Source organism: Spirosoma pomorum (assembly GCF_054776615.1).
In genome coordinates this window covers 1,268,495-1,284,008 of sequence record NZ_BAAHBP010000001.1, presented here as the reverse complement: position 1 = coordinate 1,284,008, position 15,514 = coordinate 1,268,495, and the positions used below count along the sequence as shown (strand labels likewise).

Genomic DNA, 15,514 nt, shown 5'->3' with positions numbered 1-15,514 from the left:
AAGCTGGCTGCTTTCATTGCTTATGAGAATTGCGTTATTGTGGACTTGCCTGGTCATTATTAGTTCCTCTACTTACGGACAGCATGTTCATGAATACAAAGCAACTGTCGGTGGTTTGTTCTCTTCAGGACCAACCCCGTTTTGGCTACGAGCTAATCAGTATGGCATAGTCCCACTACAAAATCCTATTGGTAGTTTCTCCGCTAGCATACGTTCCGATTACCAAGTTGCTGACAGTACAACTAGTAGGCCCAAGTTAGATTGGGGATATGCTATAGATGCAGTTGCCAACCTTGGTCAAACAAATCAATTAATTGTTCCCGAAGCCTATGTGAAAGGGCGTCTAGGGGCTTTCGAGTTATATGCTGGTCGGCGTCGAGAAATTGTTGGCCTAGTCGACACGCTTCTAACATCAGGAGCATACGTTTGGTCAGGCAATGCTTTGCCAATCCCTAAAATTCAGGTAGGATTACCCCAATTTACTCCAATCCCTTTTACGAAAGGAATTGTATCAATTATGGGAGTGATAGCCCATGGCTGGTTCGAAAATTCAGATCGTCTGGTAAAAGGATCTTATTTGCATCAGAAGTACTTATATAGTCGGTTTGGAAAGCCAACATGGCCTTTTCGAATTTACGCCGGTTTTAACCATCAAGTTATCTGGGCAGGATACTCGGATTATCTCATTGGGTCTAGCGCATCGGTGGAAGGGCGTCTGCCTTCTGGAATAAAGTACTTTCCTGCTGTTTTTTGGGGAAGTCGTAATACGCAAGCTAATGGAATCGATGTAACGTCCTTCGAGGATAATCGAGTAGGTAATCATTTAGGCTCTATCGATTTTTCGGTAGATATAAATGTAGGTAAGTGGAACGCAATGTTGTATCGTCAATTCTTTTACGATGACGGTTCACTGTTTTATCTACTTAATGTCGAAGATGGGCTCAATGGGATCAGGCTTAAAAACAGACAACCGATAAGCAACACGTTCTCTATTCGGCAAGTAACGTTCGAGTACCTGTTTTCAGGGAGTCAAGGGGGAAGCACATTCGTTTTGGAAGATCCTGAGAGACGAGGACGTGATGATTACTTCAATCACAGCCAATTTCTGGACGGCTGGGCCTATTATCGCCGTACTATCGGAACGCCTTTCTTTACGCCTGAGAACGAAGTGAGCAACTTGCTTCCTGCACGAGGAGGAGCTGGTATCGCCAACAACCGGGTTAGTTTATTTCATCTTGGGCTGAGTGCTGTACTGGCGAATAAAATTGATTTGACTACTCGTCTGTCCTATAGCCTTAATGCTGGCACGTACGCAACGCCTTATGCCAAACTTCCTCGCCAGTTCTCTGGTATCGTAACAGCTGGAATACCAACATCGCTCTTCGGAGGTACTCAGCTAACAGCTTCTCTGGCTATTGATGCCGGAGAGTTGCTGCCGAATAGCGTTGGGGCATACGTTGGGCTGCGCAAATCTGGTATATTGAACAGCCGACCTCCACGTCGGTTTGTTAGTCCGAGGTAAAAATCACCTACGATAAGACCGTTGCTAAATTTTTATGACTATAAGTCGATTAAACGGTTGAGGATTGATGGCAATCTCTATTTTTGCACGCATTGACCTACCCATAAAAGAAATTGCGAGTAAGGATGGTGCGGATGAAGTGGATTGCGCGTTGTGTTAGTATCATTTTAGTATGCGCAGTGGGGTTGTCCTGCGGGCAGGATGGACAGAAAGAACTAAACCGTTCCGCAAGGGCTATGGGCAACTGCGCTGATGAACAGGTACTTTCTTCCAATGAACAAGCAATAATAAGGCAGCAGATCAACGCCGACGAAAAATCCAGAGAGATTGAAGAGATTTTTCGGCAGAAAGTTCGTCAGGGACTAAATGGTAATGTACTAGTCGCGCAGAAAGGGTTGGTTCTTTATCGCCACTGTTTCGGACTAGAGCACTTCGAACGTAACCAGCGGGATTCGCTCGTAGAAAATTCGAAATTTCAGCTCGCATCGTTATCAAAAACGTTCACAGCGGTTGGCACACTGAAGTTAATCGAAGCTGGGAAACTAAGCCTGGATGATACCATCCAGAAGTTTTACCCAGATTTTCCTTACCACGGTATTTCTGTTCGTAATCTCTTAAGCCACCGGAGTGGACTGCCAAATTACGCTTATGCTTTTGATGATAGCATGAAGGTAAACTTCTACAAGAGAGAAAAACCGTATCCCACCAACGCGGTCATTATGCATTGGTTTGCTACGGTAAAACCTACTCCTCAAGCCTACAATATACCCGGTAGAGGTTTTAGCTACAGCAATACAAATTACATGGTTTTAGCTTCTATTATTGAGAAGGTTACTGGCCAGTCCTATGAAGCTTTCATTCATAAGAACATTTTCGAGCCACTAGGTATGCATCATACGTTTGTGGCAACAACAAAAAACGACTCGATTAACTATCATCGTACTGCTGGTTATCAATGGAATCGACGCATTCCTAAAGATTATTATGATGATGTGGTAGGCGACAAGGGAATTTACTCAACAACAGGTGATTTATTCCGCTGGTACCGGGCATTGAATGGTGATTGCATCCTGAAAAAGAAAACCCTGGCTGAAGCGTTTATTCCGCGCAGCTTTGAGCGGAAAGGGGCCAAAAACTATGGGTATGGTTTCCGGATGATGCTGGATGACAAAAATCAACCTGAGTTCATTTATCACTCTGGCTGGTGGAAAGGCTACAACACGATGTTTTGGTTTAGCCCCAAGGATGAGTACGTAATTATCATCCTTGGTAACAAATATAATAAGACAGTTTACCGGGTTAAGGAATTGATTGATGTACTGCGCAGCAAGAAAGGACCAGACGCAGCAGAAAGTGACACAGAGGCCGAAATATGAGTAGAGCTACTTTGGAAGACTACTTTTACTAGAAATTCTGGTAGCTCTCTTTTTCCCTAGCCATGCGTAACATTCTAAAATCTATTCTACTTTCTTTAGTGCTGACCCCGTCTGTTTTTGCTCAGGAAATCATCAAGTTATGGCCCGACGATGCCATCCCCAATGCCATTCCTGGGGCGCAGATCACTGAAAGGCGGGAGGTCAATGGTGTCGCGCGGGTAAGTAACGTGTCGGTTCCAACGCTGGCAGCGTACATACCTGTAAAAGAAAAGCAGACGGGTGCAGCTGTAATGATTTGTCCCGGTGGGGGATACGGCATTCTGGCTATCGACCACGAAGGGGAGGAGGTTGCACGCTGGTTTACCGAAATGGGCGTTGCTGCGTTCGTACTGAAATACCGGCTTCCGAATGAAAAAATCATGACAAACCAGCATGAAGTTCCGTTGATGGATGCGATGCAGGGTATGAAACTGATTCGGGAGAAAGCAAGCCAGTATGGCGTCAGTCCGGACAAGATAGGAGTAATGGGTTTTTCGGCTGGTGGGCATCTAGCGTCAACGCTATCAACGCATTACCACAGGGGAGCGGGGGCCAGCGAGATGGCTAAGCCTAATTTCAGTATTTTGCTTTATCCTGTTATTACGTTCGGGGAGAAAACACACAGCGGCTCGCGAGATAATTTATTGGGTAAGCAGAAATCGTCAGAACTGCTGACTTACTACTCAAACGAACTACAAGTAACAGCGCAAACGCCACCAACTTTTCTAGTACACTCAGAAGATGATAAAGCCGTACCAGTAGAGAATAGTATCAGCTATTATCTCGCTTGCCTACAAAACAGTGTCCCTGCAGAAATGCATCTGTATCCCAAGGGCGGTCACGGCTATGGACTTCGCACGGCTAATTATGGATCACTCAACAAATGGCCGGAAGCCTGCAAAGCTTGGCTGGCGGCAATGGGGCTGACCAAGTAAATCCAGTAAATTTCTATAGATATTCAAGGTTAGGTCATGTGAACAACTCTTTCCGAGGCTGTTTGCATGACCTAACCCTGAATCGTTGTTGCCATTGCACACTGACGTAGGTATTCAGCAGTTAGCAGACACCGTATTTAATCTCAAAATAGCGATCCATTTATAGTGAGCAGGCGGGGAACCAAGAATCGACCAAAAATTCAATTGCGAGCGGTGTATAGTGGTAGCGCTGTTGAAAAGAACAGCTAACGAGAAACATCTTCACAAGGCTTGCGTTGAACAGCTAAGGCTATTTTACCTTTGCGGTTATGCAGCAGCAGCTAGATTCCTGGATTCGATCAATAGTACGTTGGGCTGGATACATTCCTAACCGAGACCTATCGGGTTGGGTACTACTGATCTCGGCTATATTGATTGGCTTATTAGTCGACGTAATTGTCACACAAACGTTACGGTTCATTTCTAGCCGACGTCGGTTTCAGACGCTGGAATTACTCAAGCAACACCTGCGTTGGGCGTTTTGGGTCTTTGTTCCTTCTGTATTATTCTTATTGGCTACTAATGTGCAATCTGCTCGTTTTCTGCGCAGACATCCTGTAGCTGACAAAACCGCTGAAGTGTTGTTCCTGGTGACAGCTACTTGGTTGGTTGTCAAGTTACTGAAGGTAGGGGAGCTTATACTAATTCGTCAGTATGATACAACGAACGATGTTAATTTATCGCAGCGGAAGTTTGTTACGCAGGTGCGCTTCTTTCGGCGTATTATAGTCGCTGTTGTCGTCATTATTGGATCGTCGTTGTTGCTGCTAAGTTTTCAGGGAAGCCGCCAGCTTGGTCTGAGCGTACTAACGTCAGCGGGGGTCATCTCGGTCTTAATTGGTTTTGCCGCGCAGAAGACATTGGGCAATCTGATGGCCGGTATTCAAATTGCTTTCAACCAGCAAATCCGCCTGGATGATGCCGTTGTTGTTGAAAGCCAATGGGGACGTATTGAGGAAATCAACCTGACAACTGTTATTGTACGGCTTTGGGATCGGCGCCGGCTGATACTACCCATTACGTATTTTGTCGAAAAACCATTCGAAAACTGGACCCGATCCGATGCTTCCATTATAGGTGCCATCCTGTTGTATCTTGATTACAACGTACCCGTAGACATCATTCGAACCAAGGCACGGGAGTTTGTTGAAGCTGACCCCCTCTGGAACGGTGAAGTCTTTGCCGTGCAGGTAACCGATACGCGACCTACTTGCATTGAGATTCGTATTCTGATGTCCGCCCGCGACGCGCCAACGACTTTTGATTTACGGTGTCATATGCGTGAAAGAATAATTGCTTTCCTGCGCGATGAACATCCGGAAGCCCTTCCCCAGACACGACTTATGCTGGCAGAAGAGCTTCAACAGACATCAAGACCTCAAGGTTAATCTTCCCAGCCGAACGAACGTTCAATGGCTTTTTGCCATTCATGCATTAGTTTTTGCCGCTGGCCTTCATCCATTTCCGGTTCATAGGTTCGGGCTACTGCCCAGTTCTGCCGAAGATCGTCTAGATTTTTCCAGTAACCTACTGCTAATCCTGCTGCATAGGCTGCGCCCAGTGCCGTTGTCTCGGTCATCTTCGGACAAATAACTGGCTGATTTAATACGTCAGCCTGAAATTGCATCAACAGTGAATTAACAACCATTCCGCCATCAACGCGAAGTGATTGAACCGGCATGTCAGCGTCCTGCTCCATAGCCCGAACAACATCGACCGTCTGATAGGCAGTTGCTTCCAGGACAGCCCGCGCCAAATGGGCTTTGTTGACAAAACGAGTTAGCCCAGCAATGATGCCTCTGGCGTCGGATTTCCAGTGTGGAGCATATAGGCCTGAAAAAGCTGGCACAAAATAGGCTCCTCCGTTGTCCTCCACTGATCTCGCCAATGTCTCGATTTCTGTACTTTTCTTGATTATCCCGAGATTATCTCGTAGCCATTGTACGAGCGCACCGGTGATGGCAATGCTACCTTCCAGGGCAAAATGAACCGGCTCATCTTTGAATTGATACGCTACGGTGGTCAATAAACCATATTTGGATGCTCTAAGCTCTGTTCCTGTGTTCATCAGCAGAAAGCAGCCAGTACCGTATGTATTCTTGGCTTGGCCCGGCTCAAAACAAGTTTGACCAACCAGCGCTGCCTGCTGATCACCTAGTATACCAGCAATGGGAATGCCAGGTAGCACTTCCGAAACGATCTCGCCATACACGTCGCTGCTCGGCCGTATTTGCGGCAACATCTGGCGAGGAATAGTGAAATCAGCTAATAAATCATCGTCCCAGGCTTGGGTGTGCAGATTAAAGAGCTGGGTGCGACTGGCGTTTGTTACGTCGGTAATATGCTGCCCCTGAGCAGAACCGCCTGTTAGGTGCCATACCAGGAACGCATCCATCGTACCGAATAAGGCTTCTCCTCGTTCAGCATCATCTCGTAGACCCGGTACGTTGTCCAGCAGCCACTTTAGTTTTAGGCCACTGAAATAGGTAGCAAGGGGTAAGCCGGTCTTTTCGCGAAACCGATCCTGACCGGCTTCATGCGCCGAGAATTCAGTTACTAGACCAGCCGTTCGCATGTCCTGCCATACCAGGGCGTTATGGTACGGCTTTCCCGTCTGCCGGTTCCAGACGACGGTTGTTTCACGCTGGTTTGTTATGCCGACAGCCGCAATGTCCTGCGTTGACAGACCAGATTTAATACGCGCCAGAGCAATGACCTCTAACGTATTGCGCCATATTTCCTCCGGGTCATGTTCAACCCAACCGGGTTGTGGATAAATCTGGCGGTGTTCTTTCTGCGCCTGCGAAATAATTTCCCCCTGTCGGTTGAAGACGATGCAGCGGGTGCTGGTTGTGCCCTGATCAATGGCAGCAATGTAACTTGACATAGTATAACAAGAGCGGAAAAATAGCTTTATAAAGCAAACCAGCGGATTAATATGCCACCTAGGGCAGCCCCAACGAGTGGTCCTACGATAGGTACCCAGGCATATGACCAGTCTGATGAGCCTTTTCCGGATATGGGTAAGAAGGAGTGAGCCAATCGAGGACCTAAATCACGGACCGGATTGATGGCATAGCCGGTTGGCCCACCAAGGGACAAACCAATGCTCCAGATCAGAATACCAACTAGATAAGGACCAACGCCGATAGCAAGCTCGCCAAGGTGTTTAGACGATATGCCCGCCAGTCCCAGAATCAGGACCAAAGTCGCCAACGTTTCGCTCAGCAGATTGGCTACTGGTTGGCGAATAGCTGGTCCGGTACCGAAGCAAGCTAATTTGTCGGCTGGATCGGGGGTTGCTTTCCAATGGGGGAGGTACTGAAGCCAGACTAGACTGGCTCCCAAAAAAGCACCTATGAGTTGAGCTACCGAATAAAGGAGTACGTGAGAATAATCGCCAGTTGCCACGGCAAAGGCGACAGTAACGGCTGGATTGAGGTGAGCATCTATACTACCAAAAGCCTTAGCAACGAAGATCCCGATTGTTACAGCAAAGGCCCAGCCAGCCGTTATGACAATCCAGCCGGAGGATTCTCCTTTTGTTTGTTTGAGTACAACGTTGGCTACAACACCATTGCCCAGTAGTAGTAGGACCAACGTACCAATCAGTTCACCCAGAAAAGGAGAGGTTTGCACGAATCTTTGTATGTTTAGGAGTATTTTGTGCTAATTAAATTATATTTTACGTAACAAGGCAAATCGATTGTTGCTGATTAGTGCGTTATCTAAGTTTCTATACTCATTATAACCGGCTTGATTATCTTTGACGACAATAACCGGTAAAACCGGGTCGTTTGTGCTTAGACAGTTCTGTTCAAAGCGAACATCAGTTAAACTCAGCTATTTTCCTATGCTTTTGCTCCAGGTTCCGGCCACTGATACCACGGCCGCATCGCTGTCGGCCACCTCGGCAGCGGCACAACCCCAAAGTCTGCAACTATTCGATCTGGTAGCTAAAGGCGGTTGGGTGATGATTCCTATCGCTATTCTTTTCTTTTCAGCACTTTATTTGATTTTCGAACGCTTCTTCGTTATCCGCTCCCAGACGAAGAACGATCCTAATTTTATTGATAACATCCGAGACATGGTAGCTCAGGGTAATATCAAATCGGCCGAGTCGTTTGCCAAAAATCAGCGGACAGCGATGGGGCGGGTATTCGAAAAGGCGATCGGCCGGATCGGATCGCCTATCAAAGAAATCGAAGGAACCGTTGAGTCGATTGGCCAGATTGAACTGTCGCGGCTGGAACGTAACATGGGCTATCTGGGTATCATTGCTGGTATTGCACCGATGCTTGGTTTCATCGGTACTATTTCCGGGATCATTCGGATTTTCTATGACATCTCACTCTCCGACAATATTAGCGTTGGCATCATTGCGGGTGGTTTGTATGAGAAAATGATCACATCGGGGGCAGGCCTGATCGTTGGGGTAATTGCCTATACAGGTTATCACCTGTTGAACATGATGATCGAGAAGTTCACACTGGCGCTGGAAATCAATGCGTTCGAGTTTATTGAGGTACTACAAAAGCCAACCTCCGAACCAGCCCGGATGCGCTAAGTCCCGTCATTCGTTGTCAGCCATCGTTATTGTCGCTGACAGTATGACCTCTATATAATTTCCTTATGAAGCTCCGAAGAAAACGCAAGTTTGCTGCCGAAGTCGCGACGTCGTCGCTGAACGACATCATGTTCTTCCTGCTGTTGTTCTTCCTGATTATTTCGACGGTTGCCAACCCGAACGTTATTAAGCTCATGCTGCCTAAAGCCTCGGCTTCTCAGCAACTGAGTAAGAAGCAGGTGACTCTATCGGTTGATGATAAAAAACAGTATTACATCGATAAACAGCCTGTTTCGCCGGATAATCTGGAAAATGAACTTAAGACGATTATGGCCGGTATCGCCGAACCGACGGTTGTCGTACGGTTCGACAAAGCCCTGACCGTACAGGACCTGGTCGATGTATTACAGACGGGTGCCAAACTGAACATCAAAATGGTGATGGCTACGTCAAAATAACCGATCTCACGTTAAGACCTGAGCCGCTCTTATGAGAGCGGCTTTTTTTATGTCTATCAATCAATCAGCCGGTCTTGTGGGTTATTCAAAGAAAACTCAACGATTATGCTAGCAGATTACACCGAAGCCGCCGTATGCCGGGTCGACGAACTGGCCGACGGTCAGATGAAAGAAGTACGAGTTGGTGATACCGACGTATTGCTGGCTCGGGTTGACGGTCAATTCTACGCTCTTCACCCTAAGTGCACACATTATCAGGCTCCGTTAGCCAAGGGGTTGCTAAATGGAACCCGACTCGTATGCCCTTGGCATAATGCCTGCTTTGACGTACGTAACGGCCATCGTCTGGAAGCACCAGCCCTAAATGGCTTACCAATGCATGAAGTGAGGATTGAAGGTGATCAGGTTTATGTTCGTCTGACGACTGATAAAGAAAGTCTGGAAAACCCCATGACCACACCTGATGAAGCCAATCAGGAAACGTACGTGATTGTCGGGGGCGGAGGAGCCGGAGCTTTTGCCGCTGAGGGAATGCGTGAAGGGGGGTTCAGCGGAAAGATCGTGCTGTTGACAGAAAGTCTGGATCGGCCTTACGATCGTCCGAACTGTTCGAAAGATTACCTGCAGGGCAAAGCCGAAGAAAGCTGGATGCCCCTGCGCGACGAAAGTTTTTACGAAGATTTTGGCATTGAATTATGCCTGGGCCAACAAGTAAAGTCTCTTGATCCCTCCACCAAACGAATTGGTCTGGCTTCTGGTGAGTCTATCACGTACACGAAAGCGCTCATCTGCCCTGGTGGAAAACCGAACGGCCTTCCAGTTGATGGTACTGATCTGTCTGGCGTGTATCCATTACGTAGTTTACAAGATAGTCAGAAGCTACGCGAACTCGGCCAGAAAGGTAAGCGGGTTGTTATTATCGGGAGTTCATTTATAGGCCTGGAAGGGGCTATGAGTCTGAAAAAGCTGGGGAGCGATGTAACCGTTATTGGTCAGGAGAAAGTCCCCTTCGAGAAGATACTGGGGGACAAACTGGGGAAAGTCATCCAGGGATGGCACGAGAAAGAAGGGATTCAATTCCAGCTGGGACGTAACGTAGTACAACTGGAAGGGCAAGAGTCGGTCGAAGCTGTAGTATTGGACAACGGTGATCGGATTCCGGCGGATTTTGTTCTGCTTGGTCTTGGCGTTAAGCCTGGTACTGATTTCCTCCAGGGAATTGAGAAAGAAAAAGACGGTGGAGTGAAGACGAACGAGTTTCTACAACTGACTGATGACCTCTATGCCGCTGGCGACATCGTTCATTATCCTACAACAGGAGGTTCGGAACGGATTGAACACTGGAAAGTAGCTGGACAGCAGGGGCATGTAGCCGGACTAAACATGGCTGGTGACACACCTAAAGAAAAATACAATATGGTGCCGTTCTTCTGGACAAATCAGCAGGGAAAGCGGATCAACTACATCGGTCATACAACGAAGATTGACGAAATTATTTATGACGGTGATCCTGAAAAAGACGATTCATTTCTAGCTTTTTATGTACAGGACGGAAAAGTAAAAGCGGTTGCCGGACTAAAACGGGACACTGATATTATTGCCATCAGAGAATTAATGCAGGCTGGTAAAATGCCGTCTGGCGAAGCTGATTTGCAAGGAGTTGACTGGATTGCTGCGTTGAGAAACGCCTGATTCCGCTAAAAGGTGTTTACCTTTGTCATTAACCGTGCAAAGTTTCGGTTTGGTTATGACGCATCAACTTGTACTCAAAAAGCCTCTTGCCTTCTTTGATTTGGAGACAACGGGGATCAATACAACAAAAGACCGTATCATTGATATCTGCATTATAAAGGCATTGCCGGGGGGAGACGTTGCTAGTAAAACACAACGCATTAACCCCGGTATGCCAATTCCGTTGGAATCAAGCCTGATCCACGGTATCTACGATGAAGATGTGGTTGATGCTCCCCCTTTTAAGGCCGTTGCGCGCAACTTAGCGCAGTTTTTAGAAGGCTGTGACTTAGCAGGCTTCAATTGCAATCGATTTGACGTTCCATTGCTGGTCGAAGAATTCCTTCGGGCAAACGTTGATTTCGACGTAAAGAACCGACGAATGGTGGACGCGCAACGAATCTTTCATCTGATGGAGCCGCGGAACCTGACAGCAGCCTACAAATTCTATTGCAACAAGGAGTTAATCGGTGCGCATGGTGCCGAGGCCGATACGATTGCTACGTTAGAGGTGCTCAACGCACAGGTCCAGCGTTACGTGGGCATGGTTACTAAAGCTGACAGTGGGCAGGATCTGGTCTTTGAAAACAGCATTGATATGCTGCACGAGCTAACGGCTAACAAAAATGTAGATCTGGCTGGCCGTATCATCATCAACGAAAAAGGAGAGGAAGTCTTCAATTTCGGGAAACATAAAGGATTCCCTGTTCTGGACGTGCTGAAGAAAGAACCTTCCTTTTACGATTGGATTTTGAAAGGTGAGTTTCCACTTGATACCAAACGCCGGCTGACCGAGATCCGATTGCGTATGTTCAGTAACGGGTTGAATACGGTTACTAAACGGTAGGAAGGTCTAGTTTAGAAGCGGTATAAACTTACATTGAATTAAGGCAAAATGGGCTTAATTCAAGCGGGTTGACGCCTGTTACCTTTCCCCCCTTAGGAATAATTTCTACATTTACGGAACTATTTCAACAATCGGCTACCAATGCAACCTACGCAGGACGTTCTTATTCCTGAAGTCATTCAGCAGATACCGCTTACGTACTACCTGATTCTCAGCACGGCTCTGTTTGTTATCGGAATTATTGGTGTGCTGACGCGACGAAACGCCATCATTATCTTTATGTCCATCGAGCTGATGCTAAATGCTGTCAACCTGCTGTTGATTGCGTTTTCCTCGTATCGATCGGATTCATCAGGACAGGTTTTTGTCTTTTTTATCATGGCAGTTGCTGCCGCTGAGGTAGCTGTTGGGCTGGCCATCATTGTTATGATCTACCGAAATACCCGATCGATTGACATTGGCCTGCTGAATAAATTGAAGTGGTAGTCAAGTAGTAAACAGCGCATCCTTTTAACCAAAGTCGGTCAGTTGTTGGCCGAGACGTATATGCAGATAGAACTACTCTGTGCGTTAATTCCTCTTTTCCCGTTACTTGGTTTCTTAATCAATGGCATCGGTTTCCGCCGGGTACCCAAAGGGTTGGCGGGCGGTTTGGCAACAGTAGCTGTACTCGCTTCCTTTCTGCTGGTCATCGTACTGTTCCAGACATTTCTTAGTGCCGAAACACAGGCCGGGGCCTCCGCTCCATTAGTAGCTACCCTCTTCGACTGGATTAGTGTTGGTGACCTGCACATCAATTTCTCGTTTCAGATTGATCAGTTGTCTCTGCTTATGCTATTGGTGGTGACGGGCGTTGGTACGCTGATTCATCTCTATAGCATTGGCTACATGAAGCATGATGAAGGGTTTGGTAAGTTCATGGCTTTTCTGAACCTGTTCATTTTCTTCATGCTCCTGTTGGTGATGGGGTCGAACTACGTTATTATGTTCATCGGGTGGGAAGGAGTTGGTCTTTGCTCATTCCTGCTAATTGGCTTCTGGAACAAGAATATCGATTACAACTATGCTGCCCGGAAGGCCTTTGTCATGAACCGCGTTGGTGACCTGGGCTTCTTGCTGGGTATCTTCTTCCTGATCAATACTTTCGGTACGGTCGAATACCTTGACGTGTTTAAGCAGGCAACGAGTCTGCCAATGGGCGATCAGACCATTTTCCTGATCACCATGCTCCTGTTCGTCGGAGCTATGGGTAAATCAGCACAGGTACCGCTGTACACGTGGCTTCCTGACGCCATGGCAGGTCCAACGCCCGTATCAGCGCTGATTCACGCAGCAACGATGGTGACGGCCGGTATCTATATGGTTGTCCGGTCGAACGTACTGTTTACGCTGGCGCCAATGACCCTAGAAATCATCAGCTGGATTGCCATCGTGACGGCCCTGCTAGCGGCTTCGATTGGCCTGCTGCAGAATGATATTAAGAAAGTACTGGCTTACTCGACGGTTTCGCAGCTAGGCTATATGTTTCTGGGATTAGGCGCTACAGCTTATACCGCCGGGATGTTCCACGTCATCACCCACGCGTTCTTTAAAGCATTGCTGTTCCTAGCTGCTGGTAGCGTTATTCACGCCATGTCCGACGAGCAGGATATTCGGAAAATGGGTGGTTTACGGAAGGCGCTGCCCGTTACGTTTATTACGTTCCTGATTGGTACCATTGCGATCTCGGGTCTGCCGCCATTTGCGGGTTTCTTCTCGAAAGATGAAATTCTGGCCCATGTATTCGAACACAGCAAGCTGTTGTGGGCACTGGGACTATTGGGTTCTGGACTGACCTCGTTCTACATGTTCCGGCTTCTATTCCTGACGTTCTTTGGTGAATTCCGGGGGACAGAAGATCAAAAGCACCATCTGCACGAGTCACCAGTAACAATGACGGCCCCATTGATAGTGCTGGCGATCCTGTCAGCCGTTGGTGGGTTGCTCAATCTGCCAGGCTCAGGCTGGCTGGGCGATTTCATGGCTCCACTGTTCGAAAACTCACGGCAGGTTAATCCAGAAGCATTTGCTGAATCAACCATTGAGCACAGCACTGAATATGTTCTGATGGCCGTTTCAGCGGGCGTAGCGTTGCTGGCATTGATTCTGGCTTACGTGATGTATATCAGCCGCAAAGCTGTGCCGGCCCCTGATTCGGCTGAGCGTTCAGCACCGGAACAGCTCATCTACAATAAGTTTTACGTTGACGAAGTATACGAAACCGTCATCGTTCGGCCTATTCGGGGCATGGGCGACGCTTTCTACAGCTTTGGAGAATTTGTCATTGATGGTATTGTCAATGGCGTTGCCTGGTTGGTTCGCCAAGGTTCTGCCCAGCTACGATTGCTGCAGAACGGCTCAATCGGCTTTTATGTGCTGGCTATGGTCGTGAGTATGGTCGTCATTTTCGCGCTTCGTTTCTTTACTCGTCTCTGACCTTCCCGCTTCTGATTGAATCATATGCTAACTCTTGCTTTAATTCTTTTGCCAGTTGTTGCGGCTATCGTAACGCTCATTACGTCGGGAGACACGGCAAAGCGGCTGGCGTTTGGAGCGGCTATCGTCGAACTCGCTCTGGCCGTCTACGTCTTTACTACCTTCGTTCCTGATGCAACCTCCCAGTTTGGTTTTGATTACCCCTGGATTGGCTCGCTGGGTATTCGCTTCAGCGCGGGTATCGACGGAATCAGTTTGCTGCTGGTCCTACTGACAACCTTTCTGGTTCCGTTCATTGTATTGTCTACATTCGACCGGACTTACGAACGGCCCGGTACGTTCTACGCGCTGATGCTGTTTATGCAGGCGGCCCTGGTAGGAGTGTTCACAGCCAGGGATGGTTTTCTGTTCTATCTCTTCTTCGAAGCGGCCTTGATTCCTATTTACTTCCTGGCAGCAATGTGGGGGGGAGCAAACCGGATTCCTGTTACGTTCAAATTCTTTGTTTACACGATTTTTGGAAGTCTTTTCATGTTGCTGGCGCTGGTCTATTTGTACTACCAGACTCCTGCGACAGCAACTGCTGCGCATTCATCCGCCATCGAAGCATTTTATAAGTTGCAATTAACGCCAAAAGCGCAGGGCCTGGTGTTCTGGGCGTTCTTCATTGCTTTTGCCATCAAAATGCCGGTGTTCCCATTCCATACCTGGCAACCTGACACGTACGTAGAGTCGCCTACACCAGCTACTATGCTACTGGCGGGGATTATGCTGAAGATGGGCGTGTATGGCCTGATCCGTTTCATTCTGCCAATCGTACCGATGGGCGTTGAAACCTGGGGTATGACGGCAATTATTCTTTCTGTAATTGGCATTGTCTATGGTTCGATCATTGCCATCCGGCAGCGGGACATGAAGCGCCTGATTGCTTATTCGTCCTTCTCGCACGTTGGTTTGATGGCGGCTGGGGTTTTCTCGCAAACCGAAACCGGAATGCAGGGCGCATTGATACAGATGCTGGCCCACGGGATCAACGTAGTTGGCATGTTCTTTATCGCTGACATCATTTTTTCCCGCACGCAGACGCGGCAACTGGACCAGCTGGGTGGTATCACGCGCACGACGCCCAAGCTGACAGTTTACTTCATGATTATGCTGCTGGGTAGCGTAGCCCTGCCGTTGACGAACGGCTTTGTGGGTGAGTTTCTGCTCCTGCATGGGGTGTTTACCTACAACCATTACTTGGGCTTAGCCGCTGGATTCACTATTATTTTCGGGGCGGTCTATATGCTGCGGATGTTCCAGAAAAGTATGTTCGGACCCGTATCAACTCGTACGGAGTCGTTTGCTGATCTGACCAGTTCCGAAAATTTGGTTTTCATTCCGTTGGTGATCATGGTATTCTGGATTGGTATTTATCCACATACGTTCCTCCGCGTTACGGAACCGGCGGTTGCCAGCCTGATGAAATACGTTGGCACAACGGCCGTATCTATGAAATAAATTCGTGAACAGCTGTCGATTG

13 protein-coding genes are annotated in these 15,514 nt (G+C 47.8%); 11 read left to right on the top strand and 2 right to left on the bottom strand.

Translation table 11 applies throughout. The annotated features are described in order from the left end of the window. Nucleotides 1-22 precede the first annotated feature (22 nt). The 4 genes from ACYVAD_RS05320 to ACYVAD_RS05305 all read left to right on the top strand — a co-directional run bounded on the left by ACYVAD_RS05320 (nucleotide 23) and on the right by ACYVAD_RS05305 (nucleotide 5,299). Entirely contained in the window at nucleotides 23-1,522 is a 1,500-nt protein-coding gene (locus ACYVAD_RS05320) for a capsule assembly Wzi family protein (RefSeq protein WP_461138414.1), read from the top strand. A 134-nt stretch (nucleotides 1,523-1,656) separates the two neighbouring features. After that, nucleotides 1,657-2,898, top strand: coding sequence for a serine hydrolase domain-containing protein (locus ACYVAD_RS05315; RefSeq protein ID WP_461138413.1), 1,242 nt, complete (start codon nucleotides 1,657-1,659; stop codon nucleotides 2,896-2,898). A gap of 62 nt (nucleotides 2,899-2,960) precedes the next feature. Continuing rightward, nucleotides 2,961-3,872 carry an alpha/beta hydrolase gene (locus tag ACYVAD_RS05310; RefSeq protein ID WP_461138412.1) on the top strand — a complete coding sequence of 304 codons (912 nt, stop codon included), beginning with the start codon at nucleotides 2,961-2,963 and terminating at the stop codon, nucleotides 3,870-3,872. 308 nt (nucleotides 3,873-4,180) lie between these two features. Beyond that, on the top strand, nucleotides 4,181-5,299 hold the full coding sequence (locus ACYVAD_RS05305) for a mechanosensitive ion channel family protein (protein ID WP_461138411.1): 1,119 nt from the start codon (nucleotides 4,181-4,183) through the stop codon (nucleotides 5,297-5,299). On the opposite strand, the gene glpK is transcribed toward ACYVAD_RS05305, so the two are convergent. Then, nucleotides 5,296-6,798: a glycerol kinase GlpK gene (gene glpK, locus ACYVAD_RS05300; protein ID WP_461138410.1), complete on the bottom strand. Its 1,503-nt coding sequence runs from the start codon at nucleotides 6,796-6,798 to the stop codon at nucleotides 5,296-5,298. The two genes, ACYVAD_RS05305 and glpK, sit on opposite strands and share 4 nt — an antisense overlap. A gap of 26 nt (nucleotides 6,799-6,824) precedes the next feature. Beyond that, nucleotides 6,825-7,550 (bottom strand): MIP/aquaporin family protein, encoded by a 726-nt coding sequence (locus tag ACYVAD_RS05295; RefSeq protein ID WP_461138409.1) that lies wholly within the window; start codon nucleotides 7,548-7,550, stop codon nucleotides 6,825-6,827. A gap of 214 nt (nucleotides 7,551-7,764) precedes the next feature. On the opposite strand from ACYVAD_RS05295, the gene ACYVAD_RS05290 reads away from it, so the two are divergent. From ACYVAD_RS05290 to ACYVAD_RS05260, 7 genes are all read left to right on the top strand, one after another. Beyond that, nucleotides 7,765-8,478: a MotA/TolQ/ExbB proton channel family protein gene (locus tag ACYVAD_RS05290; RefSeq protein WP_461138408.1), complete on the top strand. Its 714-nt coding sequence runs from the start codon at nucleotides 7,765-7,767 to the stop codon at nucleotides 8,476-8,478. Between the two features lie 65 nt (nucleotides 8,479-8,543). Beyond that, on the top strand, nucleotides 8,544-8,936 hold the full coding sequence (locus tag ACYVAD_RS05285; protein WP_461138407.1) for an ExbD/TolR family protein: 393 nt from the start codon (nucleotides 8,544-8,546) through the stop codon (nucleotides 8,934-8,936). 105 nt (nucleotides 8,937-9,041) lie between these two features. Then, nucleotides 9,042-10,628 carry an FAD-dependent oxidoreductase gene (locus tag ACYVAD_RS05280; RefSeq protein ID WP_461138406.1) on the top strand — a complete coding sequence of 529 codons (1,587 nt, stop codon included), beginning with the start codon at nucleotides 9,042-9,044 and terminating at the stop codon, nucleotides 10,626-10,628. A gap of 55 nt (nucleotides 10,629-10,683) precedes the next feature. Next, nucleotides 10,684-11,514: an exonuclease domain-containing protein gene (locus tag ACYVAD_RS05275; protein WP_461138405.1), complete on the top strand. Its 831-nt coding sequence runs from the start codon at nucleotides 10,684-10,686 to the stop codon at nucleotides 11,512-11,514. A gap of 141 nt (nucleotides 11,515-11,655) precedes the next feature. Then, entirely contained in the window at nucleotides 11,656-12,000 is a 345-nt protein-coding gene (nuoK, locus tag ACYVAD_RS05270; RefSeq protein WP_461138404.1) for an NADH-quinone oxidoreductase subunit NuoK, read from the top strand. Between the two features lie 60 nt (nucleotides 12,001-12,060). After that, nucleotides 12,061-13,989, top strand: a complete 1,929-nt coding sequence (nuoL, locus tag ACYVAD_RS05265; RefSeq protein WP_461138403.1) for an NADH-quinone oxidoreductase subunit L — start codon at nucleotides 12,061-12,063, stop codon at nucleotides 13,987-13,989. Between the two features lie 24 nt (nucleotides 13,990-14,013). Further along, nucleotides 14,014-15,492, top strand: a complete 1,479-nt coding sequence (locus ACYVAD_RS05260) for a complex I subunit 4 family protein (RefSeq protein WP_461138402.1) — start codon at nucleotides 14,014-14,016, stop codon at nucleotides 15,490-15,492. Nucleotides 15,493-15,514: the final 22 nt, after the last annotated feature.

Bases quoted from the DNA above. Each gene is read 5' to 3' on its own strand.
- nuoL (WP_461138403.1), top strand. From the start codon at position 12,061: ATGCAGATAGAACTACTCTGTGCGTTAATTCCTCTTTTCCCGTTACTT.
- nuoK (WP_461138404.1), top strand. From the start codon at position 11,656: ATGCAACCTACGCAGGACGTTCTTATTCCTGAAGTCATTCAGCAGATA.
- ACYVAD_RS05285 (WP_461138407.1), top strand. From the start codon at position 8,544: ATGAAGCTCCGAAGAAAACGCAAGTTTGCTGCCGAAGTCGCGACGTCG.
- ACYVAD_RS05305 (WP_461138411.1), top strand. From the start codon at position 4,181: ATGCAGCAGCAGCTAGATTCCTGGATTCGATCAATAGTACGTTGGGCT.
- ACYVAD_RS05275 (WP_461138405.1), top strand. From the start codon at position 10,684: ATGACGCATCAACTTGTACTCAAAAAGCCTCTTGCCTTCTTTGATTTG.
- ACYVAD_RS05260 (WP_461138402.1), top strand. From the start codon at position 14,014: ATGCTAACTCTTGCTTTAATTCTTTTGCCAGTTGTTGCGGCTATCGTA.
- ACYVAD_RS05320 (WP_461138414.1), top strand. From the start codon at position 23: ATGAGAATTGCGTTATTGTGGACTTGCCTGGTCATTATTAGTTCCTCT.
- ACYVAD_RS05290 (WP_461138408.1), top strand. From the start codon at position 7,765: ATGCTTTTGCTCCAGGTTCCGGCCACTGATACCACGGCCGCATCGCTG.
- ACYVAD_RS05315 (WP_461138413.1), top strand. From the start codon at position 1,657: ATGAAGTGGATTGCGCGTTGTGTTAGTATCATTTTAGTATGCGCAGTG.
- glpK (WP_461138410.1), bottom strand. From the start codon at position 6,798: ATGTCAAGTTACATTGCTGCCATTGATCAGGGCACAACCAGCACCCGC.
- ACYVAD_RS05280 (WP_461138406.1), top strand. From the start codon at position 9,042: ATGCTAGCAGATTACACCGAAGCCGCCGTATGCCGGGTCGACGAACTG.
- ACYVAD_RS05310 (WP_461138412.1), top strand. From the start codon at position 2,961: ATGCGTAACATTCTAAAATCTATTCTACTTTCTTTAGTGCTGACCCCG.